At 63.5% G+C, this 24,271-nt stretch carries 20 protein-coding genes; 6 read left to right on the top strand and 14 right to left on the bottom strand.

What is annotated here, in order from left to right; genetic code table 11:
- Nucleotides 1-29 precede the first annotated feature (29 nt).
- From Q5Z10_RS09895 to Q5Z10_RS09885, 3 genes are read left to right on the top strand one after another with little or no spacing between them, the layout of a single operon-like run.
- Nucleotides 30-683, top strand: a complete 654-nt coding sequence (locus tag Q5Z10_RS09895; protein ID WP_303638909.1) for an HIT family protein — start codon at nt 30-32, stop codon at nt 681-683.
- Complete coding sequence (locus Q5Z10_RS09890; RefSeq protein WP_303638908.1) at nt 680-1,948, top strand: phosphotransferase; 1,269 nt, start codon at nt 680-682, stop codon at nt 1,946-1,948. Before Q5Z10_RS09895 ends, Q5Z10_RS09890 begins: the two co-directional genes overlap by 4 nt.
- Entirely contained in the window at nt 1,920-2,969 is a 1,050-nt protein-coding gene (locus Q5Z10_RS09885) for a thiamine-phosphate kinase (protein WP_303638907.1), read from the top strand. The genes Q5Z10_RS09890 and Q5Z10_RS09885 overlap by 29 nt, the downstream gene beginning before the upstream one ends.
- Nucleotides 2,970-3,035: 66 nt before the next feature.
- On the opposite strand, the gene Q5Z10_RS09880 is transcribed toward Q5Z10_RS09885, so the two are convergent.
- The 14 genes from Q5Z10_RS09880 to ndk form a co-directional block, all read right to left on the bottom strand.
- The gene (locus tag Q5Z10_RS09880; protein ID WP_303638906.1) at nt 3,036-3,410 is read right to left on the bottom strand and encodes an ASCH domain-containing protein; all 375 of its coding nucleotides are present in this window, start codon (nt 3,408-3,410) and stop codon (nt 3,036-3,038) included.
- On the bottom strand, nt 3,382-4,449 hold the full coding sequence (locus Q5Z10_RS09875; RefSeq protein WP_303638905.1) for a GNAT family N-acetyltransferase: 1,068 nt from the start codon (nt 4,447-4,449) through the stop codon (nt 3,382-3,384). The genes Q5Z10_RS09880 and Q5Z10_RS09875 overlap by 29 nt, the downstream gene beginning before the upstream one ends.
- Nucleotides 4,450-4,769: 320 nt before the next feature.
- On the bottom strand, nt 4,770-6,335 hold the full coding sequence (gene guaA, locus Q5Z10_RS09870; RefSeq protein ID WP_303638904.1) for a glutamine-hydrolyzing GMP synthase: 1,566 nt from the start codon (nt 6,333-6,335) through the stop codon (nt 4,770-4,772).
- 111 nt (nt 6,336-6,446) lie between these two features.
- On the bottom strand, nt 6,447-7,904 hold the full coding sequence (gene guaB / locus Q5Z10_RS09865; protein ID WP_303638903.1) for an IMP dehydrogenase: 1,458 nt from the start codon (nt 7,902-7,904) through the stop codon (nt 6,447-6,449).
- 214 nt (nt 7,905-8,118) lie between these two features.
- Nucleotides 8,119-8,994, bottom strand: coding sequence for a bifunctional methylenetetrahydrofolate dehydrogenase/methenyltetrahydrofolate cyclohydrolase FolD (gene folD, locus Q5Z10_RS09860; RefSeq protein ID WP_303638902.1), 876 nt, complete (start codon nt 8,992-8,994; stop codon nt 8,119-8,121).
- Nucleotides 8,995-9,108: 114 nt separating this feature from the next.
- Entirely contained in the window at nt 9,109-10,944 is a 1,836-nt protein-coding gene (locus Q5Z10_RS09855) for a monovalent cation:proton antiporter-2 (CPA2) family protein (protein ID WP_303638901.1), read from the bottom strand.
- A 209-nt stretch (nt 10,945-11,153) separates the two neighbouring features.
- Entirely contained in the window at nt 11,154-12,296 is a 1,143-nt protein-coding gene (gene moeB, locus Q5Z10_RS09850; protein WP_303638900.1) for a molybdopterin-synthase adenylyltransferase MoeB, read from the bottom strand.
- A gap of 135 nt (nt 12,297-12,431) precedes the next feature.
- Nucleotides 12,432-13,829: a ribosome biogenesis GTPase Der gene (der, locus tag Q5Z10_RS09845; RefSeq protein ID WP_303638899.1), complete on the bottom strand. Its 1,398-nt coding sequence runs from the start codon at nt 13,827-13,829 to the stop codon at nt 12,432-12,434.
- A 15-nt stretch (nt 13,830-13,844) separates the two neighbouring features.
- A complete protein-coding gene (gene bamB / locus Q5Z10_RS09840) occupies nt 13,845-15,053 on the bottom strand; it encodes an outer membrane protein assembly factor BamB (RefSeq protein ID WP_303638898.1) in 1,209 nt (402 codons plus the stop codon).
- The gene (locus Q5Z10_RS09835) at nt 15,053-15,691 is read right to left on the bottom strand and encodes a YfgM family protein (protein ID WP_303638897.1); all 639 of its coding nucleotides are present in this window, start codon (nt 15,689-15,691) and stop codon (nt 15,053-15,055) included. Before Q5Z10_RS09835 ends, bamB begins: the two co-directional genes overlap by 1 nt.
- Nucleotides 15,692-15,755: 64 nt before the next feature.
- Nucleotides 15,756-16,619, bottom strand: coding sequence for a RodZ domain-containing protein (locus tag Q5Z10_RS09830; RefSeq protein WP_303638896.1), 864 nt, complete (start codon nt 16,617-16,619; stop codon nt 15,756-15,758).
- 6 nt (nt 16,620-16,625) lie between these two features.
- Nucleotides 16,626-17,459, bottom strand: a complete 834-nt coding sequence (locus Q5Z10_RS09825) for a tetratricopeptide repeat protein (RefSeq protein WP_303638895.1) — start codon at nt 17,457-17,459, stop codon at nt 16,626-16,628.
- Nucleotides 17,446-18,651 (bottom strand): dual-specificity RNA methyltransferase RlmN, encoded by a 1,206-nt coding sequence (rlmN, locus tag Q5Z10_RS09820; protein ID WP_303638894.1) that lies wholly within the window; start codon nt 18,649-18,651, stop codon nt 17,446-17,448. The genes Q5Z10_RS09825 and rlmN overlap by 14 nt, the downstream gene beginning before the upstream one ends.
- 10 nt (nt 18,652-18,661) lie before the next feature.
- Nucleotides 18,662-19,087, bottom strand: coding sequence for a nucleoside-diphosphate kinase (gene ndk, locus Q5Z10_RS09815; RefSeq protein WP_008265389.1), 426 nt, complete (start codon nt 19,085-19,087; stop codon nt 18,662-18,664).
- A 314-nt stretch (nt 19,088-19,401) separates the two neighbouring features.
- On the opposite strand from ndk, the gene Q5Z10_RS09810 reads away from it, so the two are divergent.
- From Q5Z10_RS09810 to Q5Z10_RS09800, 3 genes are all read left to right on the top strand, one after another.
- On the top strand, nt 19,402-20,070 hold the full coding sequence (locus tag Q5Z10_RS09810) for a TetR/AcrR family transcriptional regulator (protein WP_303638893.1): 669 nt from the start codon (nt 19,402-19,404) through the stop codon (nt 20,068-20,070).
- A gap of 26 nt (nt 20,071-20,096) precedes the next feature.
- Nucleotides 20,097-22,469, top strand: coding sequence for a 3-hydroxyacyl-CoA dehydrogenase/enoyl-CoA hydratase family protein (locus Q5Z10_RS09805; RefSeq protein ID WP_303638892.1), 2,373 nt, complete (start codon nt 20,097-20,099; stop codon nt 22,467-22,469).
- A gap of 91 nt (nt 22,470-22,560) precedes the next feature.
- On the top strand, nt 22,561-23,769 hold the full coding sequence (locus tag Q5Z10_RS09800) for an acetyl-CoA C-acyltransferase (protein WP_303638891.1): 1,209 nt from the start codon (nt 22,561-22,563) through the stop codon (nt 23,767-23,769).
- Nucleotides 23,770-24,271: the final 502 nt, after the last annotated feature.

Genomic DNA, 24,271 nt, shown 5'->3' with positions numbered 1-24,271 from the left:
CTAGCCATACAACGCCAAGAAGGAAAAGCATGGAAGGCCTGGATCATAGCTGTGTGTTCTGCAGAGAAATGAACAATTCCACCGAAACAAATTTTCATCGTTTATATCCGGAAAAGAACTCCAGGGTAATCGCGCAAACCAAGCATCTCATCGCCATCCCCTGCATAGGACAATTGGTCGATGACCATTGCCTAATTCTACCAAAGAAGCACCATTCAACTTTCGCAGGAGCTTGCATAGACGAAGCCGAGCTGCCGCATGAACTTGAAGAGCTACTTCTTTCGCTTTCCAACATTCTTTCAATAGATTTGCACACAACTCAGTACTTTGAGCATGGTGCCATTGCTTCAGATCACGGCGGCTGTGGCATTTACCATGCACACATGCATATCGTCCCGAATGCTGGCCACCTTTCCCTCAACCCTAGTACGGAGGCGACTACGAATAGTCCATTCGGCACACTAAAGGAGGCGCTGTCTCAAGATCTTAATCGCTCCACCCACTACATATTGCATGGCTCTCCCATGCTCGGATTCCAAACCTGCATTCTAGACGAACCCCTTCCAAGCCAGACACTTAGAAGGCTTTTGGCAGAGAGAATCGGAAATCCTCGCTGGGATTGGAGAAGTTACGGGCGAGACGACGACACACTAATTCATACCCTAAGGAGAGCCGCACTGTGAACGACATCACAGCAACCGCTTGCGATGTCATCCCAGTGAACTTCCATCTTCGGCTTGCGCCTCAAAAGGATGCTCACGACGGACTGCTACGAACTCGCATGGATTTAGTTCGCACTTTCTCTCAACAGTACAGAAACGGGAAGATTGCAGACGTCCAACTCTACCCGGTCGAGAGAGCGGGCAAGAGCGGAAGCGAAGTTTTCTATCTTGATGTTTCACTTAGGGAGCAGAGCTTCCCAGTCAGATTTATTGCGAAATTCCAAGACAGGACCAAGACAGAAAAGGAAGCCCAAGCCGCAGAGCAAGCAGAGGATGCTCGTCTTTGCAGTGGAATCTATTCTTTTTTACATGAATCTGAAAACTTGGGAATCATCGTCTACAAGCTAGCTGCCGCGCCTGATCATACAGAATTTCGCGGCTTCTTTTTAGACGAAAGCAACACCGATAGTGATTGCGTTACTGCGTTACGCTCGGCGCTCCAGCTCGTGGGGAAGTTCCATAATTCCCAAGCACCCAAGAAGAAGATGGTCGACGACTACAGAAAATATGTCGAGCGACCCAGTCGGCCACTACTTAAGCTTACGGCCCTTATCAATGCGGAAAGCGATGAGCAAGCTCTGTCTAATCTGGCAAAATCCGTTCTCTCTGGATACGAAAAAATCTGTAGAGAATATAATGTTGATGTTCACGGCTACTTGGTCCACGGAGACCTTCACGCTCGCAACCTAATGATAAGCAAGGAAAATCCAGCAAGGACAGAGTTAATTGACTTTGATTGGGTTCATTTTGGACACCCCGCAAAGGACTTTGTCCTCATGGAGATAACCATAAAGTACATGTTGCTGGCGGAATTTGTATCAAGAACTGTACGCAAAACACCGGGATGCGAAGAAAATCCGCACATTAGCGTGAAATGCATAAGATCGTTCGAGAAATTTCTCGTGAATGGCGGCATGGACTTGCCTCCAATTGCGAGCATGACTGCAGCAGTTCTAACCGAGGAAACACCGGCGATTCAGCGAATCGCGATTACTAGGGCCTATGGCTGCCTTGCTGAAATTAGAAGATCCGCAAATTCAGTTCTTAATGAATACTGCAATCATGATTCGGATGTGCTTAGCCCCTACGATCACTACCTAGTTTCTTCATACCTAGTTACCTGCGGATTACTTGCGATCCAGGACGTTAATCACATTCCTGCAATGATTGGACTCTCCGCCATCTCTGAGCATCTCAATGCCAAAGACTCTAGCCGAAATAGGTGAACTGTGTCTGCTGGAAAATTTCATTCAACCGTTCGTAACCGGTGAAGATAATACTGCGGGAGATGACTGCGCTCATGTCACACTAGAGAACAAGAAGCTCTTATGGTCGATGGATCCTTGCCCAACGCCAGTAGCGGCTCTATTAGGTGTTGCAACACCCGGCACTTGGGGTTGGTACACAGCAACGATTAATATCTCTGATATTGCAGCTTGTGGCGGGGTTCCTCTAGGTCTTTTAGTCTCTCTAGAATTAAGAGACGACACTGACGTCAGCTTCGTTCAAGAATTCCAAGAGGGGCTCCGGGATGCATTGAATCAGTACGGGGCACCACTACTGGGGGGGAACGTAAAAAGTGCCCCCAGGTTCTCTGCTACGGGAACAGTCCTGGGAATCTCAGGATCATTTCCAGTCACTCGCTCAATCGAAGGAAGCGCTTTTGACGCATTCCTGATTGGAGAGTGCGGACACTTCTGGGCCGGCGTCATGGGCTACGCAAAGGGCTGGGGTCTCACATCCAACCATGAACGTAAACGGCTGGAAGATGCAGTTCTACGACCTCAAGCGAAGATTGACGCAGGCCTCAAGCTCTCTTCGCTGGGAATACCGATTGCATGCATGGATTGCTCCGATGGAGCTGCCAACGCACTGTTCCAACTTGCGCAGAAGAATTCAATTGATCTCGCACTGGAAGACGCACCCGACTGGGCCATACGAGATAGCGCGCGCTCATTACTACTTTCGCACGAAGTTCGAGTGGAAAATGCTTGCTATCAATTCGGTGACTGGCAATTGGCGTGCATAGTCCGTCGTGAAGATCGCGATCTTTTCGTCAGGGAGATGAAAGAGTTTGCGCTGACATACATGGGTTCGGGTATCACGGGTTTCCCAAGCGTTAGAACCTTGACCGGCACACGACTCAACCCCCAGTCACTAAATCAGAACTTCTCAGGTGGCTACAACTCAATCACTGGAATTGAAGATCTGATCACGAGATTCATGTCACCCCAAATTTTTATTTAATCGCATCCGCAACACAATCCGTTCAGTGGAGCACATGACACGGGCCAGAATATACTGGCCCCAAATCTAGGCCAAATAGCGAAATGATTGTGGTGCTGCGGTCGTGCCGATCAAGTCGATCAAATCCAAAGGAAACTCATAACGCTTCGCCGACGCCACCTTAAAGGCATGCGCCGTAGCACGCCCCTTGAAGTACGAGTTAAAGAATGCCCTACTTATGCCAGAGAACTCTGAAGCTATTGCCCAGAGCTCCCTTGGACGGCAAGAAATGCATTCATCAATCTCAAATTCACCTACAACCTTACCGACAGGCATCGTCGCGTATATCACGACGGTCTTGACTCCCTGAATCCTGGGCATAGCTTTTCTAAATTCGAATCGCTTACGCCCGTCCAGAATCTTCTCGGCATACTCAGGCTTGATTGACAATAAGACTTTCATCGATTTCGCCTAGTCGGGCAATGTGGCGGAACTCTGCAGTACTGAGCCGCATGAAGCCCCAATATTTATCTTCATCCAGCCCAACCTCTTCGATGAGGCGAGCACGATTGGGGCGTTTTGCGAACGCCACATTGTAAGTGAACTTGAAAATATTCGGATACTTCCTCTGACTCCAGAATCTCTCAAGCTCCGCATCCGTGAATATACTGTAAGGACTACAGTATTTCTTAAACTCGCCTTTAGATTCAAAGCTATCAATGTGCCTTGACTCCTCAACGACACCGACCGAGGTTGCCACGGATTCAAACCTTGCGCGACCCGATGTGGGCGATGTCCGATATATCACCAAGACGTCCTTAGGCATCAAGAGCTCGGTACCCCTCATAGCCGTGAGGTATACCTTATGAATACTATTTGTGTGAGATACATCCTTAACGAGGTCGCCACTCTCATTTCTTAAGATAGAGTCAGGGAGCAGCCTCGTGTGCCATTCAGGCAGGAGTGAAAGCAAGTACTTACGATTCCCGTTAGAGGGAATGCATGGGTAGCTAACTAGCGGGTCAACATACTGAGCTGAAAAATCCTTCTGCAGCACAAGCTCAATACCATTAGATGTAGTTTTTTCTGCAACCCTGACGAAGCCATGGCGCTCAAAAAGGCGCAGCAATTGTACATGTTTGGAGAATACAGTTACATAAATAAGATTAATTCCGCAGTGAGTTGCGTGATCGAAAACCTTCTTCAGGAATCGCTCACCAAGCTTTGTTCCCTGCGCATTTAATTTAAAAGTCCCAATTTTTATCCTCCGTGCCGATGGCATTGGAGGAGAAACATCTTCGAGCGCCTCATCCTCAACCTTCAGATACAGAAAACCATCGATGGACCGACGATCGCGCCTAAAGATATAGGCGTGCTCGTCGGATTTTCTCTTGAACCAGTCTGAAAATTCTTTATAGTCTTGCTTGAGGCTGTCAAAGAAGGAGTCTGACAAATCAATATTCTTAAACTTCTCGTAAATCAGCGCGTTATTCTGAGACATCCCGTTCTCCTAATATTTCAACGAAAGTAAATGAATCTTCCTCTCACGCGAAGATTGAGGCCGGCAGATTATGTCCAACAGGCCTTGCAAAATTCCGCAGTTACATCAAACACAATTTCTGCCGGAACTTCCCTCCCTACGCCCTCATCCAGCAAGACCAGACTCTGTTGAATGGTCACGAAAACTATAGCGTGACTTAATTGCGAAGACAAAGAATCACTTCGAACGCCTCTTATTGAAATGCGCACTACGCTTGAAGTTAGGCAGTTGAGAGAACTAGGCACAACAAGGGCGCCTCTCGGCGCCCTCATTCTCTCAACTCATTCCCACTCAATAGTAGCCGGCGGCTTCCCCGAGATGTCATAGACCACCCGCGACACCCCCCGCAACTCATTGATGATCCGGTTGCTCACCGTCCCCAGGAACTCATACGGCAGATGCGCCCAATGCGCGGTCATGAAATCGATCGTCTCCACGGCCCGCAGCGCAATCACCCACTCATAAGCGCGCGCATCACCCACCACGCCCACCGACTTCACCGGCAGGAACACGGCGAACGCCTGGCTGGTCTTGTCGTACAGATCCGCCTTGCGCAGCTCATCAATGAAGATGGCATCGGCCTTGGCCAGCAGTTCGGCGTATTCGCGCTTCACCTCGCCCAGAATACGCACGCCCAGGCCCGGGCCCGGGAACGGATGGCGGTAGACCATGGTGCGCGGCAGGCCCAGCTCAACGCCCAGGCGGCGCACTTCGTCCTTGAACAGCTCGCGCAGCGGCTCCACCAGGCCCAGCTTCATGTGCTCCGGCAGGCCGCCCACGTTGTGGTGGCTCTTGATCACATGCGCCTTGCCGGTCTTGCTGCCGGCCGACTCGATCACGTCCGGGTAGATGGTGCCCTGCGCCAGCCACTTGGCGTTGCTCAGCTTGTTCGACTCTTCGTCGAAGATCTGAACGAACAGGTTGCCGATGATCTTGCGCTTGGCTTCTGGGTCGCTCACACCTTCCAGGGCGGCGAAGTAACGGTCGGCGGCGTTCACGCGCACCACCTTCACGCCCATGTGCTCGGCGAACATCGCCATCACCTGGTCGCCTTCCTGCCAGCGCAGCAGGCCGGTGTCCACGAACACGCAGGTCAGCTTCTCGCCGATGGCCTTGTGCAGCAGCGCGGCCACGACGGAGGAATCAACGCCGCCGGACAGGCCCAGGATCACTTCGTCATCGCCCACCTGTTCGCGCACGCGGGCGATCTGGTCGTCGATGATGTTGGCGGCCGTCCACAGGGTCTGGCAGCCGCACACGTCCACCACGAAGCGGCGCAGCAGCGCCTGGCCCTGCAGGGTGTGGGTCACTTCCGGGTGGAACTGCACGCCGTACCAGCGCTTTTCTTCGTTGGCCATGGCGGCCACCGGAATGCGGTCGGTGGTGGCGGTGATGGTGAAGCCCGGCGGCGCAACGGAAACGTGGTCGCCGTGGCTCATCCAGACATTCAGCTTCGGCTCGCCGCCGTGGTCGCTCAGGCCCTTGAACAGCGCATCGGGGTTGATCACGTTCACTTCGGCGTGGCCGAACTCACGCTGGTCAGCCGCTTCGGTGGCACCGCCCAGCTGCGCGGCCAGGGTCTGCATGCCGTAGCAGATGCCGAAGATCGGCAGGCCGCTGTCGAACACTTCCTGCGGCGCGGCCGGGGCGCCCGGCAGCGTGGTCGATTCCGGGCCACCGGACAGGATGATGCCCTTGGCGCCAAAGCCGGCGATCTCGGCCGGGTTGTGGTCCCAGGCCCAGATTTCGCAGTAGACGCCCAGCTCGCGGATGCGGCGGGCGATCAGCTGCGTGTACTGCGCGCCGAAATCGAGGATCAGGATCTTGTCGTTATGGATGTTGGTCATGGCGCCCTGGCAATGCAGTAGGGAAAACGAAAACGTGGAATGCTTTTTCAACAGCGGATAGAGAAAGAGGAACGGGAATCAGCTTCCTCGTTCCTCTTTGCTCGTCCCGCATCAGGAGCGGTAGTTCGGCGGCTCTTTGGTGATCGTCACGTCGTGGACGTGGCTCTCGCGCTGGCCGGCGCCGCTGATCTTCACGAACTTGGGCTTGCTGCGCATGTCGTCGATGGTGGCGCAGCCCACGTAGCCCATGGTGGCGCGCAGGCCGCCCATCAGCTGGTGGATGATGCCGCCCACCGGGCCGCGGTACGGCACGCGGCCTTCGATGCCTTCCGGCACCAGCTTGTCGGCGCTGGCGGCGTCCTGGAAGTAGCGGTCCTTCGACCCCTTCTCCATGGCAGCCAGCGAACCCATGCCGCGGTAGCTCTTGTACGAACGGCCCTGGTACAGCTCGGTCTCGCCCGGCGATTCCTCGGTACCGGCCAGCAGGCCACCGACCATGATGGTCGAGGCACCGGCGGCCAGCGCCTTGCCGATGTCACCCGAGTAACGGATGCCACCGTCGGCGATCAGCGGGATGCGGTCCTGCAGCGCTTCGGCCACCAGGTCAATGGCGGTGACCTGCGGCACGCCGACGCCGGCGACGACGCGGGTGGTGCAGATCGAGCCCGGGCCGATGCCGACCTTGACCGCGTCCGCGCCGCTGTCCAGCAGCGCCAGTGCGGCTTCGCCGGTGCAGATGTTGCCACCGATGACCTGCACGTTCGGGAAGTTCTTCTTGACCCAGCTGACGCGGTCCAGCACGCCCTGCGAGTGGCCGTGCGCGGTATCAACCACGATCACGTCCACGCCGGCGGCGACCAGCGCTTCCACGCGGCGATCGGTGTCGCCACCGACGCCGACGGCAGCGCCGACCAGCAGGCGGGTCGACAGGTCCTTGGCAGCGTTCGGGAAGTCGGTGTTCTTCTGGATGTCCTTGACGGTGATCAGGCCACGCAGGGCGAAATCATCGTTGACCACCAGCACCTTTTCGATGCGGTTGCGGTGCAGCAGCTGCAGCACTTCGTCAGAGGCGGCGCCTTCCTTGACCGTGATCAGGCGATCCTTCTTGGTCATGATGTGGCGGACCGGATCGTCCAGCTCGGTCTCGAAGCGCATGTCGCGATGGGTCACGATGCCGGCCAGCAGGCCGTCGCTGCCCACCACCGGCACGCCGGAGATGTTGTGCGCCTGGGTCAGGGCCAGCACGTCGCGGATGGTGGTTTCCGGGCCGACGGTGATCGGGTCGCGGATGACGCCGGCCTCGAACTTCTTGACCTTGGCCACTTCCGCGGCCTGCTGTTCCAGGCTGAGATTCTTGTGGATGATGCCCATGCCGCCCAGCTGGGCCATGGCGATGGCCAGGCGCGCTTCGGTGACCGTATCCATGGCCGCGGAAAGGATCGGAAGCTTCAACCGCAGGTCGCGGGTCAACCGCGTTTCGAGGTTGACGTCCTTGGGCAGGATGGTCGAATGAGCGGGGACGAGCGAGACGTCGTCGTAGGTGAGAGCTTCAGCCTGGATGCGCAGCATCGGCATACCCGAGATGTGGGGAAGCGCGACATTTTACCCTGTTTTCGGGCTGTGTGGCAGGGGGTAGATGCGACGCAGTGTCGCGCGGGCGGTGGTCGGTTCAGGAGGGCCAGGACCCGCCCTGGCCGGGCCCTGCGGGCCGACGCCGCCGGGTAGCGCCGGGCCATGCCCGGCGAGCGCAGCGGCGCCGTTGAAGCGGCGCCGTTGAAATCCGTCAGGACGCTTCCGCCGCTTCCAGCGTGTTCTGCATCAACGTGGCCACGGTCATCGGGCCGACGCCCCCCGGCACCGGGGTGATCCAGCTGGCCCGCTGGGCGGCGGCCTCGAAGCCCACATCCCCCACCAGCCGGCCGTCATCCAGGCGGTTGATGCCGACGTCGATCACCACCGCGCCCGGCTTCACCCACTCGCCCGGCACGATGCCCGGGCGGCCGACCGCCACCACCAGGATGTCGGCGTTGCGCACGGCCTGTTCCAGCACGTCCTTGGGGGTGAACTTGTGGCAGCTGGTCACGGTGCAGCCGGCGATCAGCAGTTCCAGGCCCATCGGCCGGCCGACGTGGTTGCTGACGCCGACGATGGTGGCGTTGCGGCCGCGCACGGGCTGGTCGGTGTGGCCCAGCAAGGTGGTGATGCCGCGCGGGGTACACGGGCGCAGGCCGAATTCGCGCAGGGCCAGGTGGCCGACGTTTTCCGGGTGGAAGCCGTCCACGTCCTTGCGCGGGTCGATGCGCTGGATCAGCCGCCGCGCGTCGGGGATGCCCGGCAGCGGCAGCTGGATCAGGATGCCGTTGATCTTCGGGTCGGCGTTGAGCTGGTCGATCAGGTCGAGCAGCTCGGCTTCGGTGGTGCCGGCCGGCAGATCGTAGTCATGCGCTTCGATGCCGACCTTCTCGGCCGCGCGGCGCTTGTTGCGCACGTAGACGGTCGAGGCCGGATCGCCCCCCACCAGCACCACGGCCAGGCCCGGGCGGCTGCCACCGGCGGCGACACGTGCGTCGACCCGCACCTTCAGGCTGTGGAGCAGGTCCTCGGCGATACGGCGGCCATCGAGGATGCGGGCAGGAAGCTGGGGGGCAGAGTCAGTCATCGAATGCGGGGGACGGCGGCGGCGGGGACGCTATTGTCCCTGATTCAGGCCCCCTCGCCCACCGCTGTGCTCGCCGGGCATGGCCCGGCGAGCGCGAAGCGCGGCGCACTTCCGTCATTCCTCTTCTTCCTCCGGCACCTCGTCGGCATTCAACGTGCGCGCCTTGCGCTTGGGTGCGGTGAACGGGGTCGGCGTCGGGACGCCCGGCAGCGCGCTGCCAAACACCATGTGCGCACCGGCGCGCAGGCTGCCACCGGCCATTTCCAGCTCGAAACGCTCGGCGTCGCGCTCGCGGATCTGCTCGGCGATCTCGCGGGCATCGTCTTCGTCCGCACCCAGCTCCACCAGTGCGGCCTGGCCAAACAGCAGTGCCGATTCGAACGTCTCACGAATCTGGAAATCAACGCCGGCGTGGATCAGCCGCAACGAATGCTCGCGGTCGAACGAGCGCACCAGCAGCTTCGCCTGCGGGAACTGATGGGCCACCAGTTCGACGATGCGGTCGGCATCCTCGGCATTGTTCACACACACCGCGATCGCCCGCGCACTGCCCGCACCAGACGCATGCAGCACGTCCAGGCGCGTGCCATCGCCGTAATAGATCTTGAAACCGAAGCGCTCGGCATTGTGGATCATCTCCACGTCGTTGTCGATGATGGTCACGTCCACGTCGCGGGCCAGCAGCGACTGGCTGGCCACCTGGCCGAAGCGGCCGAAGCCGATCAGCAGCACGCTGCCGGACAAGCCATCGGCCTCGTCCACCCCGTCCATGTTCACCGTCGGCTTCGGCGCGATGCGCTTGTAGACCAGCACCACCAGCGGGGTCAGCGCCATCGACAGCACCACCACCGCGGTGAAGTTGGCATTGATGTCCAGGCTGATCACGCCGGCACTGGCCGCGGCCGAGAACAGCACGAAGGCGAATTCGCCGCCCTGCGCCATCAGCACGCCACGGTCCAGCGCCTGCGCATGGTCGCTGCCCATGAGGCGCGCCACCACATAGATGCACAGCGCCTTGGCCGCCATCAGCGCCAGCACCAGGCCGAGGATCATCGGCCAGTTGCCGGCCACCACGCCCAAGTCCAGCGCCATGCCCACGCTGAGGAAGAACAGGCCCAGCAGGATGCCGCGGAACGGCTCGATGTCCGCTTCGATCTGGTGGCGGAAGGTCGACTCGCTCAGCAGCACGCCGGCCAGGAACGCGCCCATCGCCATCGACAGGCCCGACAGCTGCATCAGCAGCGCCGCGCCCAGCACCACCAGCAGCGCCGCAGCGGTCATCACCTCGCGCGCCTTCGATTCGGCCAGCAGGCGGAACAGCGGGTTGAGCAGGAAGCGGCCGACCAGCACCAGGCCGACGATGGCCCCCACCCCGATCGCCACCGACAGCCAGCGCGAACCCTCGCCGTCGGCACTGCCGGCACTCGGCGCCATCCAGGCCACCAGGGCCAGCAGCGGCACGATCAGCAGGTCTTCGAACAACAGGATCGAAACGATCTTCTGCCCCGACGGCAGCGCGATGTCGCCACGCTCGGCCAGCAGCTGCATCACCACTGCGGTGGAGGTCAGCACGAAGCCGGTGGCGCCGATGAAGGCCACCTGCCAGGGCAGCCCGAACAGCTTGGCGATGCTGGTCAGCACCAGCGCGCAGGTGACGATCTGCAGCGTGCCCAGCCCGAAGATTTCCTTGCGCAGGCTCCACAGGTGCGAGGGCCGCATCTCCAGCCCGATCACGAACAGGAACATCACCACGCCGAGTTCAGCGGTATGCAGGATCGCCTGCGGGTCGGAGAACCAGCCCAGGCCGAACGGTCCGATCGCCAGGCCGGCAGCGAAATAGCCCAGCACCGAGCCCAGGCCGAGCCGACGGAACAGCGGCACCATCACCACCGCTGCGCCCAACAGGGCGACGACCTTGACCAGCTCGCTGGTCGCTGCTTCTACCGCCATGCGGTGTGTTCCCCAAGATCCAGAATCGGCCCCAACAATAGAGCAATGCCGATGACGGCAATAGCACACGTGTTGCGCCTGATTGTCTCGAAGGTGGAACGACCTGGGGAGCAACCCCCGGCATCATCCCGAAACCATGTCTTGTAGAGTCGAGCCATGCTCGACTGCTTTTGGCCTCAGCGCGCGGAGCAGTCGAGCATGGCTCGACTCTACAGAGAGCCGCCCCGGCAGAACGCGGCGTAATCGATATACCCCGGGAACGGCACGCCCGGCGCGCACACCGGGCACTGCGGGTCCGGGCCGATACCGGTCTCGCGGAAGCGCATGCCCAGCGCATCGAAGCGCAGCAGCCGCCCCACCAGCGGTTCGCCGATGCCCAGCAGCAGCTTCAGCACTTCGGTGGCCTGCAGCACGCCCGCCAGGCCGGGCAGCACGCCCAGCACGCCGGCCTCGGAACAGTTCGGCGCGAACTCCGGCGGCGGCGGCTCCGGGAACAGGCAGCGGTAGCACGGCGCCACGCCGCGCTGGCGGCCGGCGTCGAACACGCTCACCTGGCCATCGAAACGCTCGATGGCCGCGTACACCATCGGTTTGGCGTGCTTGATGCAGGCATCGTTGAGCAGGTAGCGCAGCGGGAAGTTGTCCGAGCCGTCCAGCACCACGTCCACGCCGTCCAGCAGGCGATCCACGTTGTCCGACGTCACCCGTTCGGGCACGGCCTCGATGTCGATGGAAGGATTCAGCGCCAGCAGCCGCTCACGCGCGGAATCGACCTTGAGCTGGCCGACGCTGGCCTCGGTGTGCACGATCTGGCGGTGCAGGTTGCTGCGCTCCACGCGGTCGTGGTCGGCAAAGCGCAGGTGCCCTACCCCGGCCGCAGCCAGGTAGAAACCGGCCGGCGCACCCAGCCCGCCCGCGCCCAGCACCAGCACGCGCGATTGCTGCAGCCGACGCTGACCTGCCTCGCCCACCTGCGGCAGCAGCAGGTGGCGCGAATAGCGGTCGTAGAAATCGCGGTCGGCAGCGCTGGCCAGCGGCTGCACCAGCGGCAGCGCCTGTTCGCGCCAGGCCACGGTGCCGCCGGTCACGGAAGCGACCTGGGTGTAGCCGGCCTCCAGCAGGAACTGCGCGGCATCGGCCGAGCGCTTGCCGCTCTGGCAGATCAGCAGGATCTCCTGGTCGTGCCGCGGCAGATGCGCGGCCGGATCGGCCTGCAGCTCGCCCTTGGCCACGCCGCGCGCGCCCTCGGCCATGCCGCCGGCACGCTCATGCGCCTCGCGCACATCGATCAGCACCGCGCCATGGGCCACGCGCGCGCGCGCCTGTTCGGGGGAAAGCTCTGGGATGCTCATGCGGCCATTGTAGTGCCGGGCCCGTCCGGGTAGCGCCGGGCCATGCCCGGCGAGCGCAGCGGCAGGCGCGCATCCGACGGGCATGGCCCGGCGCACCCCACGAAAAAGGCGGCCCTGCGGCCGCCCTCTCGTCGATCACTTGCCCTTGACGTGCTTCATCAAGCGCCGCTTGGCCTTGACCTGGCGTTCGGTCAGCACATTCTTCTTGCCTTCGTAGGGGTTGGCACCCTCGCGGAAGATGAACTGTACCGGCGTGCCGATCAGCTTGAAGCGCTTGCGGAAGAAGTTCTCCAGGTAGCGCTTGTACGACTCCTGCAGCTCCTTCAGGCGCGTGCCGTGCACGATGAAGGTCGGCGGGTTGGCGCCGGCCGGGTGCACGTAGCGCAGCTTGGAGACATGACCGCGGATGGTCGGCGGCGGGTTGGTCTCGTAGGCCACTTCCAGCGCCTTGTTCACTTCGCTGGTGGTGAAGGTCTTGTTCGCCGATTCGTGCGCGCGATGCACGGCACGGAACAGCTCGCGCAGGCCCGAGCCATGCTTGGCCGAGATGCGCACCGACTCGGCCCACGGCACGAAGCCCAGCTTCAGCGACAGCATGGTCTCAGCCTGCTCGCGCTGGTACTCGGTCAGGCCATCCCACTTGTTGATGGCGATCACCAGCGCACGGCCGGCATCGAGCACGGCACCGAGCACGGTGGCGTCCTGGTCGGTCACGCCTTCGGTGGCGTCGAGCATCAGCACGGCCACCTGGCACTGCTCGATCGACTGCATGGTCTTGACCACCGAGAACTTCTCGACGACCTCGTCCACGCGCGAGCGGCGGCGCAGGCCGGCGGTATCGATCAGGCGGTACTCACGGCCATCACGCTCCAGATCCACCGCGATCGAGTCGCGGGTGGTACCGGGAACGTCCGACGCGATCATGCGCTCCTCGCCCAGGATGCGGTTGACCAGAGTCGACTTGCCCACGTTCGGGCGACCGACAAAGGCGATGCGGATGCGGTTCGGATCGTTGTCCAGCTCCTCGCCGCTGCCCTCTTCCGGCAGGCGCGCGATGACTTCGTCGAGCAGGTCGTCCAGGCCCTGGCGATGGGCCGCCGACACGGTCAGCATCTCGCTGAAGCCGTAACGGGCGAATTCCGAGCGCACGCTGTCCTCGTCGGTGCCGTCGATCTTGTTGATCAGCAGCAGGGTCGGACGCGAGAGCTTGCGCAGCCAGGACAGGATCTCATCGTCCAGGGCCGAGGTGCCGTCACGGGCATCGACCACGAACAGGATCAGATCGGCTTCGGCAGCCGCGGCGCGGGCCTGGCGCGCGGTAGCGCCGGCCAGGCCTTCTTCTTCCTCCGCGATGCCGCCGGTATCGACGACGAGAAACGGATTGTCCTCGTCAAGCCGGCAGACGCCATAGTTGCGGTCCCGGGTGACGCCGGGCTGGTCATGGACCAGGGCGTCACGGGTTCGGGTCAGCGCATTGAATATGGTCGACTTGCCGACATTCGGCCGTCCAACCAGGGCGACCAAAGGCAGCATCGCGATTACTCCGTATTAATTTGCCAACCGGAATGCGGTCAGCTTGCCATCAACGTTCTGCACCAGCAGCACCCCGTCGACCACGACCGGCTGGGCCAGCAGCGCATCACCGCCACTTTTCGCCCGCGCCGCCAGTGCGCCATCGGAGGCCTGCAGCCAATGCAGGTATCCCTTGTAGTCCCCGACCACCACGTAGTCGCCGTGCAGCGCCGGACCGGTCAGCGAGCGCCGGGCCAGTGCGGTCTGCGACCACATCGCCGCGCCGCTGGCCTTGTCCAGGCCGAACACGCCGCCCTTGTTGTCGGTGACGAACACATTGCCGGACGACACCGCCACGCCGCCGGCACCGCCATGGTCGCGCGCCCACAGCGGGCGACCGGTCGGGCCTTCGATGGCCATGGTCTGGTTCTTGAAGCTGCTCACGAACAGGGTGTTGCCCTCGAGCACCGGCGCGCCGTCGATGTCGGCCATGCGGTCCAGCTCGGTACGGCCTTCGCCGTTGCCCACGTTCTGTTCCCACAGGGTGCGGCCATCCTGCATGCCGAGCGCGGCAACGCTGCCCTCGTCCTTGCCGATGAACAGCACGCCCGGACCGGTCACCACCGGCGCGTTGCCGCGCACGGTCAGCGCCGGCAGCTCGCTGGGGTTGAACCACTTCTGCGTGCCGTTGCCGGCATCGAACGCGGTGACGCGGCCGTCATTGCTGCGCACGAAGACCAGGCCCTGGGCCACGGCCGGCGCGGCGATGACCTCGCCGGGCACGCGGGCGCGCCACTTCTCGCTGCCATCGTTGATGTCCAGCGCGATGACCTGGCCATCGAGGGTACCGATGACCACCAGGCTCTCGCCGACACCCGGGCCGCCGGACAGGCGCAGCTTCGGCTTCTTCTTTTCCTTCTTCGGTTCCCAGGTCCAGACCTTCTTGCCGGTCTGCAGGTCGATGGCGTGCACGCCACCGGTGATCGCCGCGGCGAACACGTGGCCATTGGCCACCGCCGGGCCTTGGCGCACGCCGATGCGGCGCTCGCCCTTGCCCAGGTTGACCGACCAGGCCTTGTTGACCTTCACGGTCTGCTCGAACTTGACCAGTTCGGCCGGCTCCTGCGCCTTCTTGGCCTCTGCGTCCTTGCCGGCGAACCAGCCCTTCATGGTGCTGCAACCGGACAGCGCCATGCCGAGCAGGAGCACCGATGCGACGCGCGTGATCATGACCTTCTGACTCATCAAACCGACTCCGCAGGGGCGGCGACGGTGCCGCCGGCGTCCATAACCTTGGTTTCCAGCAGGCGCCGCTGCGGCGCTGCCACGTCCAGCGTCTTCAGCGCCTTCTCGTACTGTTCGCGGGCGGCATCACGCTTGCCCTGCGCCATCAGCGCATCGCCGTGGATCTCCAGGCTGCTGCTGTCGCTGGCGCTGCCAAGCAGCTTGATCGCCTCGTCGCCCTTGCCGGTCGCTACCAGCAGACGGGCCACGCGCTGGTCGACCACGCGCTGCAGGTCGCCTTCGACCTTCACGGCGCGCAGGGTGGCCAGCGCTTCTTCGTTCTTGCCGGCATCGACCTGGGCCTTGGCCAGCTGCAGCGCAGCCAGATCGCCGTAGATGCTGGACGGACCGGCCTCGAGTGCCTTGACGGCCTTGGCCGCGTCGTCGAGCTTGTTGTCCTGCAGGCCCACCAGGGCCTTCTGGTACTCGACATTGGCCGAAGCCAGCTTGCCGCCCTGGTCCTTCTGGTACCACTGCCAGCCGGCAATGGCACCGATGGCGATGACTACGCCACCCAGGATGCTGGCGCCATTCTTCCGCAGCCAGCTGCGGACGCGTTCACTTTGTTCGTGCTCGTCGAGCAGATCGTCGATCGCCATGCGTACTCTCGCCCCGCCCATCGGGAGGGACCATTGGGATTATCGAAGGTGGTGAAACCGCGCCTCAGTGCGAAACCGGGACCACGGAGCCTTCAGAGGATACCTGAAAGCGTGCCACGTTGGCTCGCTGGTAGGGGCTCAGATCGACGATAGCGCCGTTCTGCTGAACCTGGACCGCCGAGGCGTTGCCCAGGGTCACGCGGGCCACCTGGCCCGGGGTGAAGCTGCGGGTCTCGCCCGCCTTGATCAGCGCCTTCTCGACCGTGGCACCATCGGGGCCGGCAATGTCGACCCAGCTGTCGCCGCTGAACTGCATGTCCAGGTTGGCGGCGGAGACCGCCGGCGCCGGTCGCGGCACCGGGGCCAGCGAGGCGACGTACGGGGTCGCGGCCGGCTTGGCGGCCGGGGCCGCCACTGCCTCGGCCGGCGTCGCAGCAGCGCTGCCCGGTCCGGCCGGCGTGACCGGCACGGCCGCCGGGATCACATCCAGCGACGCCGTGTTCGGGGTTGCCGAGGGGCCGTCGAAATGGCCGCGGGTGGCGAACCAGACCGGTACCGCCAGTACCGCGGTGATACCGACATACAGCGCGCGGCGGCCGAGATTCTCGGCGATGCGGCGCGCACGCGGGGTGTGGGTATGGCTGACCAGGGTCGGCGGAACCACCGGGCCAACCTGGGCCTGCTCCAGCAGCTCGCTGACATCGACCCCGAGCAGGCGGGCGTAGCTGCGCAGCTGGCCGCGCACGAACACCGGCGCCCCCAGCTTCTGCCACTGCTCCTGCTCGAGCGACTTCACCACCTGGACCGGCATGCGCAGGCGCTGCCCGACATCTTCAAGGGTCAGCCCGGCCGCCTCGCGGGCCTGTCGCAGACGGGTGCCGCAGCCGGCCACGGTCTCGAGATCGCTCACGGTCTGGTCATCAATCACAATGCATCAACCCTGGACTTTAGGACCCGCATAATGCATCAACCCTGGAGTTTGGGAGCCCGCGTCCTGCGGAAATTCCTGCCGAATACGCTGCAGATAACGATCAGATGCTGCCTGATCACCCAGCCGCGCCTCGATTTCAGAGGCAAGTTGTAACACGGAACGCGTGGCCGGTGCAGCCGCAATCCTGCGTTCAACGAAGGCACGCGCCTCCATGAACTGCCCGCGGCGGAAGCTCAGCTGCGCCATCGACTCCAGCGCGACCGGGTTGTCCGGCACCTGGGCCAGCGCCGCACGCAGGTCCCGCTCGGCCCGCTCCAGCTGCCCGGAATCCAGCGCGCAGCCACCGGCATTGGCCTGGGCTGCCGCAGGGGTGGCGTAGCCGGGGGCCTGCAGTGCGCGGTCGAACCATACCAGCGACTCGGCGGCATGGCCGTGCTGGCACAGCCAGGCGGCATAGTTGTTGAGCACGTCGCCGCGCTGCGGGGCCAGTTCGGCGGCCCGGCGGAAGCCCTCGCCGGCCTGCTGCTCGCGGCCGCGGCGGTCGTCGATCCCGGCCAGCAGCATCACCGCATCGACGCCATTGGACTGGATCCTCAGCGCCCGGCGGGCCTTGCGTTCGGCCTCCTCCAGCTCGCCGACCTGCATGTCACGGGCGGCCAGCGCCAGCAGGTCTTCGTAGTGGAACTGCTGGCGTATGCCCGGTGCATCGCGGACGGTGTGCACCGGCGCGACCCCACCCGGCCCGATCGGGATTTCGTTGGTGGTCGTGCAGCCGCCGACGGCCAGTGCCAGCGCGCCTGCGAACAGGGCCGGCAGCAGGCGGTCAGGCCGCGGCATCGCTCCCCTTCCCCGCCTGCAGCGTCTTGTTGAACTCCGCCTGGCGGCGGGTGCGGTCCATCACCTGGCCCTTGAGCTGGCCACAGGCGGCGTCGATGTCGTCGCCACGGGTGCGGCGGACCATGGTCAGCACGTTGCTGTCCAGCAGGATCTTCTGGAAGGCGCGGATGTGCGCCTCCTCCGACCGCTCGTAGCGGGTACCCGGGAACGGGTTGAACGGGATCAGGTTGACCTTGCCCGAATCCTTGGCCTGCACCGCGTTGTCGAACTGGCGCATCAGCCGCGCCAACTCACGGGCGTGCTCGGGCTTGTCGTTGATGCCCTTCATCAGGGTGTATTCGAAGGTGACCGATTCGCGGCGCTTGTTGGCGCGCAGGTAACGCGCGCACGAGGCCATCAGCTCGGCGATCGGGTACTTCTTGTTGAGCGGCACCAGGGTCTCGCGCAGCGCATCGTTGGGCGCGTGCAGCGACACCGCCAGCGACACGTCGCTCTCGCTGGACAGGCGGTCGATCTGCGGCACCAGGCCGGAGGTCGACAGGGTCACGCGCTTGTTGGCCAGGCCATAGCCCAGGTCGTCGCGCATCACGCTCATGGCGCGCACGACGTTGTCGAAATTCATCAACGGCTCGCCCATGCCCATCATCACCACGTTGGTGAGGCGGCGCATCTGGTGCGGCACGTTGCCCAGGTGGCGTGCGGCAACCCACACCTGGCCGATGATCTCGGCGGTGGTCAGGTTGCGGTTGAAGCCCTGGGTGGCGGTGGAGCAGAACGTGCAGTTCAGGCCGCAGCCGACCTGCGAGGACACGCACAGCGTGCCGCGGGTCTTGTCGGGGATGTACACGGTCTCGATGGCGTTCTTGCCATCCACGCCCATCGCCAGCAGCCACTTGTGGGTGCCGTCGGCGGAGGGCTTGTCGAAGATGATGTTCGGGACGAGGACCTCGGCATGTTCCTGCAGCTTGGCGCGCAGGACCTTGCCGAGGTCGGTCATCTCATCGAACTCGGTGACGTAGCGATGATGGATCCACTTCATCACCTGGTGGGCACGGAACTTCTTCTCGCCGAGAACCTCGACGAAGAACTTCTCCAGGCCCGCGCGATCGAGGTCGAGCAGGTTCTGCTTGCCAGCCGTGGGTGCCGACTTCGGCAGCGGCTGGATGGCGGGGGACTGTACGACCTCGTTCACGGCATTACTCTCAGCGCGAAACGACTTCGGTGGCGGCGAAGAAGTAGGCGATTTCAATCGCGGCATTCTCGACCGAGTCCGAGCCGTGGGCGGCGTTGGCATCGATGGATTCGGCGAAGTCGGCGCGGATGGTGCCCGCAGCGGCTTCCTTCGGGTTGGTGGCGCCCAGCAGGTCGCGGTGGGCCAGGACGGCGTTCTCGCCTTCCAGGGCCTGGATCATCACCGGGCCGGAGATCATGAACTCGACCAGCGCGTTGAAGAACGGACGCTCGCGGTGCACGGCGTAGAAGCCTTCGGCTTCACGGCGCGACAGCTGCTTGTACTTGGCGGCCACGACCTTCAGGCCGGCCTTTTCGAAGCGGGCGTAGATTTCGCCGATGACGTTCTTGGCAACGGCGTCCGGCTTGATGATCGAAAGGGTGCGCTCCAGCGCCATGGGATGTCTCCAATGGAATCGGGCCGCTGATGGCCCGAAGGGTAACATGAAAAAAACCCGCGTCGGGACGCGGGCTTAGCCTGATAAACGTAGGCGAATTGTAAAAGATAACGCGGCGCCATGGTAGTGCCGGCCGCGGGCCGGCCTCGGGCGCCGTTTGGTCGCCCGGGCTGCCGGCCAGCGGACCGCGCCACCCCATTCACCCACCTGAGCGGATTCTGACCGGAACGGCATTTTTGCTGCACTGCAAAATGCCATACGCTACCGTCTGGTTCTAGTATCAAACAATCGTTTGATTAAGGTCCGCCCGCCCGATGGCCAAGCCCGCCCACTTCTCGACCAAGGACCGGATCCTCGGCGCCGCCGAGGAGCTGTTTGCCCTGCACGGCTTCGCCGGCACGTCGCTGCGGCAGGTCACCAGCCAGGCCGACGTCAACATCGCGGCGGTCAACTATCACTTCGGCTCCAAGGAAAACCTGGTCAACGAGGTATTCCGCCGGCGCATGGACGAGATGACCGGCGCCCGCCTGTCACAGCTCGAGCGCGCCCGCAGTGAACACCCCGGCCAGCTGCGCCCGGTGCTGGCCGCCTTTGTCGAGCCGGCGCTGGCACTGGCCCAGGACCGCCAGAACGGTGGCGCCTTCGTGCGCGTGATCGCCCGCGCCTACGCCGAGAAGAACGACAACCTGCGCAAGTTCCTGTCCGACCACTACGGCCACGTGCTGCGTGCGTTCGGCAGGGCCATCGGCGAGTGCGTGCCCGACCTGAGCAAGGAAGAGCTGTACTGGCGCCTGGATTTCCTCGCCGGTTCGCTGACCTATGCCATGGCCGACTTCGGCCTGATCAAGCGTCCCGCCGGTGTCACCGAAGCGGCGCATCGTGCCCATGCCGCCCACGAACTGATCCATTTCGCCGAGGCCGGGTTCCGCGCCGCCGCCCGCAGCGGCAGCGCCCTGCCCGCCTCCATTGATTCCACCCAGTAACTGCTGACCAACAAAGGCCCTACACCATGTCCAATTCCCTGCTAGTCCGCCGCGCCGCCGTGCTGGGTGCCGGCGTCATGGGTGCCCAGATCGCCGCCCACCTCACCAACGCTGGCGTCGACACCGTGCTGTTCGACCTGCCCGCCAAGGAAGGTCCGGCCGATGGCATCGTGCTGAAGGCGATCGCCAACCTGGGCAAGCTGAGCCCGGCGCCGCTGGCCAGCAAGTCGCTGGCCGAGGCCATCACCCCGGCCAACTACGAGTCGAGCCTGGAACAGCTGAAGGACTGCGACCTGATCATCGAGGCCATCGCCGAGCGCATGGACTGGAAGCAGGACCTGTACAAGAAGATCGCCCCGTTCGTGGCCGACCACGCGGTGCTGGCCTCCAACACCTCGGGCCTGGGCATCAACAAGCTGGCCGACGTACTGCCCGAGCAGCTGCGCCACCGCTTCTGCGGCGTGCACTTCTTCAACCCGCCGCGCTACATGCACCTGGCCGAACTGATCCCGGCCACCACCACCGACGCCTCGGTGCTGGAAGGCCTGGAAGCGTTCCTGGTCACCACCCTGGGCAAGGGCGTGGTGTACGCCAAGGACACCCCGAACTTCATCGGCAATCGCATCGGCGTGTTCTCGATCCTGTCCACCATCCACCACACCCAGCAGTTCGGCCTGGGCTTCGATGAAGTGGATGGCCTGACCGGCCCGCTGGTCGGCCGCCCGAAGTCGGCCACCTACCGCACCTCCGACGTGGTCGGCCTGGACACCATGGCCCACGTCATCAAGACCATGGGCGATACCCTGCCCAACGACCCGTGGCATGAGTTCTTCAAGTCGCCGAAGTGGCTGGACGCGCTGATCGCCAAGGGCGCGCTGGGCCAGAAGACCGGCGCCGGCATCTTCCGCAAGGTCGGCAAGGACATCGTGGTGCTGGACCTGGAAAAGCAGGACTACCGCCCGGCTGACCGCACCGCTGCGCCGGAAGTGGTCGAGATCCTGAAGATCAAGAACCCGGCCGAGAAGTTCGCCAAGCTGCGCGAGAGCCAGCACCCGCAGGCGCAGTTCCTGTGGGCGACCTTCCGCGACCTGTTCCACTACAGCGCCTACCACCTGGCCGACATCGCCGAAACCGCGCGCGACGTCGACCTGGCCATCCGCTGGGGCTACGGCTGGTCGCTGGGCCCGTTCGAGACCTGGCAGGCTGCCGGCTGGAAGCAGGTGGCGCAGTGGATCGCCGATGACATCGTTGCCGGCAAGAGCATGAGCAACGCCCCGCTGCCGGACTGGGTGTTCGACGGCCGCGACGGCGTGCACGCCGCCGAAGGCAGCTACAGCCCGTCGCGCAACGCCAAGCTGCCGCGTTCGGCGCTGCCGGTGTACCAGCGCCAGCGCTTCCCGGATCCGCTGCTGGGCGAGACCTTCGCGCCGGGCGAGACCGTGTTCGAGAACGACGGCCTGCGCATGTGGCATGACGGCGATGGCATCGCCGTGGTCAGCTTCAAGACCAAGATGAACACCGTCTCCGACCAGGTGCTCGATGGCCTGCAGGAATGCGTCAGCCGCGCCGAGAAGGACTTCCAGGGCCTGGTGATCTGGCAGCAGAAGGAACCCTTCTCCGCCGGTGCCGACCTGGCCGGTGCGCTGGGCCTGCTGCAGGCCGGCAAGGTCGACCAGTTCGAAGAGATGGTGCACAACTTCCAGCGCACCAGCCAGCGCATCAAGTACTCGCTGGTGCCGGTGGTGGCTGCGGTGCGCGGCCTGGCCCTGGGTGGCGGCTGCGAGTTCCAGATGCACAGCGCCAAGACCGTGGCCTTCCTGGAAAGCTACATCGGCCTGGTCGAGGCCGGCGTCGGCCTGCTGCCGGCCGGCGGTGGCCTGAAGGAACTGGCCGTGCGCGCCTCGCAGGCCGCTGGCCCGGGCGGTGACGTGTTCGCCGAACTGAAGAAGACCTTCGAAACCGTGGCGATGGCCAAGGTGTCCAACTCGGCGGTCAACGCCAAGGAGCTGGGCCTGCTGCGCAGCACCGACAAGGTGGTGTTCAACAGCTACGAGGCCCTGCACATCGCCAAGGCCGAAGCACGCGCGCTGGCCGAAGCGGGCTACCGTCCGCCGCTGCCGGCACGCCGCATCCAGGTGGCCGGCGACGTGGGTATCGCCACCTTCAAGATGATGCTGGTCAACATGCTGGAAGGCCGTTTCATCAGCCCGTACGACTACGAGATCGCCGAGCGCATCGCCACCGTGCTGTGCGGTGGCAAGGTCGACCGCGGCACCATGGTGGACGAAGAGTGGCTGCTGACCCTGGAGCGCAAGCACTTCGTCGAACTGGCCCAGCAGGAAAAGACCCAGGCTCGCATCGCGCACATGCTGAAGACCGGCAAGCCGCTGCGTAACTGATTGATGGCGGGTGCCGGCTGCGGCCGGCACCACCTGCTGTGGCAGTCGAGCATGGCTCGACTCTACAAACCCCATTCGAGAGATCACTGCAATGACCAAGCAAATCCAGGACGCCTACATCGTCGCCGCCACCCGTACCCCGGTGGGCAAGGCGCCCAAGGGCATGTTCCGCAATACCCGCCCCGACGACATGCTGGCGCACGTGCTGCGCAGCGTCGTCGCCCAGGCCCCGGGCGTGGACGTCAACCGCATCGATGACGCGATCATCGGCTGTGCCATGCCGGAAGCCGAGCAGGGCATGAACGTGGCGCGCATCGGCGTTCTGCTGGCCGGCCTGCCGAACACCATCGCGGCGCAGACCGTGAACCGCTTCTGCTCTTCCGGCCTGCAGGCCGTGGCGCAGGCCGCCGACGCGATCCGCCTGGGCAACGCCGACCTGATGCTGGCCGGTGGCACCGAGTCGATGTCGATGGTGCCGATGATGGGCAACAAGATCGCCATGGCGCCGAGCGTGTTCGACAACGACCACGTCGCCATCGCCTACGGCATGGGCATCACCGCCGAGAAGGTCGCCGAAGAGTGGAAGGTCTCGCGCGAAGAACAGGATGCGTTCGCACTGGCCTCGCACCAGAAGGCCATGGCCGCGATCCAGAACGGCGAGTTCAAGGACGAGATCAGCCCGTACGAAATCGTCTCGCACCAGCCCGACCTGGCCGACGGCAAGCGCATCATCACCCGCAACAGGATCGCCGACACCGACGAAGGCCCGCGCCCGGATTCCTCGGCTGAAGGCCTGGCCAAGCTGCGCCCGGTGTTCCGCAACGGCCAGTTCGGCGGCACCGTCACCGCCGGCAATTCCTCGCAGATGAGCGATGGCGCCGGTGCCGTGCTGCTGGCCTCGGAGCAGGCGATCAAGGACTACGGCCTGACCCCGCTGGCGCGCTTCGTCAGCTTCTCGGTGGCCGGCGTGCGCCCGGAAGTGATGGGCATCGGCCCGATCGCCGCAATCCCGAAGGCGCTGAAGCAGGCCGGCCTGACCCAGGACCAGCTGGACTGGATCGAGCTCAACGAAGCCTTCGCCGCGCAGTCGCTGGCCGTGATCCGCGACTGCGGCCTGGACCCGGCCAAGGTCAACCCGCTGGGCGGCGCGATCGCGCTGGGTCACCCGCTGGGTGCCACCGGTGCGATCCGTACCGCCACCCTGCTGCACGGCCTGCGTCGTCGCCAGCAGAAGTACGGCATGGTGACCATGTGCATCGGCACCGGCATGGGCGCAGCGGGCATTTTCGAGGCGCTGTAAGGTTCAAAGCGTTGCCGGCGGACGTTTCGGTTGCTGTGGGGCCCGGGTGGGTGAGGCTGCCCGGGACACGCCGTAAACCCCCCTCCGGGGTCCGGCCCAGCCGCTGGCGGCTGTGCGTTCGGGCGCTTGCGAAGCAGTGCTTCGCAACCAAAGCCCCCTCACCCTTGAGGGCTCGATGGCGCCATCCATGGCGCCAACGGTCCCGGTCAACCCTGCCAACCCGGCCCTCCCAGCCCCCCCCACGCGGCGGAGGGGTGAGCAAAGGCAAGAGCAGTAGAGCCACGCCGTGCGTGGATTCTCTGGAAACGAAAAAGGCAGCCATCGGCTGCCTTTTTTGCTTCTGCTCTTGCCCTTGATTCCGCCCTTCCCGTCCGCGCCACACGAAAACTGTCGAGAGGGGGCGGATGGCCCTCTCCAAAACCGTTGGCGCCATGGATGGCGCCATCGAGCACCATGGAAGGGCTTTGGCGTGTTTTGGAGAGGGCCATCCGCCCCCTCCCCC

The sequence above is a fragment of the Stenotrophomonas sp. 704A1 genome (assembly GCF_030549525.1).
In the GTDB taxonomy this organism is placed as follows: Bacteria; Pseudomonadota; Gammaproteobacteria; order Xanthomonadales; family Xanthomonadaceae; genus Stenotrophomonas; species Stenotrophomonas tuberculopleuritidis.
This window is presented reverse-complemented; position numbering and strand designations above follow the sequence as displayed.

Bases quoted from the DNA above. Each gene is read 5' to 3' on its own strand.
- guaB (WP_303638903.1), bottom strand. From the start codon at position 7,904: ATGCTGCGCATCCAGGCTGAAGCTCTCACCTACGACGACGTCTCGCTC.
- Q5Z10_RS09835 (WP_303638897.1), bottom strand. From the start codon at position 15,691: ATGGCGATCGACGATCTGCTCGACGAGCACGAACAAAGTGAACGCGTC.
- Q5Z10_RS09895 (WP_303638909.1), top strand. From the start codon at position 30: ATGGAAGGCCTGGATCATAGCTGTGTGTTCTGCAGAGAAATGAACAAT.
- folD (WP_303638902.1), bottom strand. From the start codon at position 8,994: ATGACTGACTCTGCCCCCCAGCTTCCTGCCCGCATCCTCGATGGCCGC.
- Q5Z10_RS09800 (WP_303638891.1), top strand. From the start codon at position 22,561: ATGACCAAGCAAATCCAGGACGCCTACATCGTCGCCGCCACCCGTACC.
- Q5Z10_RS09855 (WP_303638901.1), bottom strand. From the start codon at position 10,944: ATGGCGGTAGAAGCAGCGACCAGCGAGCTGGTCAAGGTCGTCGCCCTG.
- guaA (WP_303638904.1), bottom strand. From the start codon at position 6,335: ATGACCAACATCCATAACGACAAGATCCTGATCCTCGATTTCGGCGCG.
- Q5Z10_RS09880 (WP_303638906.1), bottom strand. From the start codon at position 3,410: ATGAAAGTCTTATTGTCAATCAAGCCTGAGTATGCCGAGAAGATTCTG.
- Q5Z10_RS09875 (WP_303638905.1), bottom strand. From the start codon at position 4,449: ATGTCTCAGAATAACGCGCTGATTTACGAGAAGTTTAAGAATATTGAT.
- moeB (WP_303638900.1), bottom strand. From the start codon at position 12,296: ATGAGCATCCCAGAGCTTTCCCCCGAACAGGCGCGCGCGCGCGTGGCC.
- Q5Z10_RS09885 (WP_303638907.1), top strand. From the start codon at position 1,920: ATGCCAAAGACTCTAGCCGAAATAGGTGAACTGTGTCTGCTGGAAAAT.
- ndk (WP_008265389.1), bottom strand. From the start codon at position 19,087: ATGGCGCTGGAGCGCACCCTTTCGATCATCAAGCCGGACGCCGTTGCC.
- Q5Z10_RS09825 (WP_303638895.1), bottom strand. From the start codon at position 17,459: ATGCCGCGGCCTGACCGCCTGCTGCCGGCCCTGTTCGCAGGCGCGCTG.
- bamB (WP_303638898.1), bottom strand. From the start codon at position 15,053: ATGAGTCAGAAGGTCATGATCACGCGCGTCGCATCGGTGCTCCTGCTC.
- der (WP_303638899.1), bottom strand. From the start codon at position 13,829: ATGCTGCCTTTGGTCGCCCTGGTTGGACGGCCGAATGTCGGCAAGTCG.
- Q5Z10_RS09805 (WP_303638892.1), top strand. From the start codon at position 20,097: ATGTCCAATTCCCTGCTAGTCCGCCGCGCCGCCGTGCTGGGTGCCGGC.
- Q5Z10_RS09810 (WP_303638893.1), top strand. From the start codon at position 19,402: ATGGCCAAGCCCGCCCACTTCTCGACCAAGGACCGGATCCTCGGCGCC.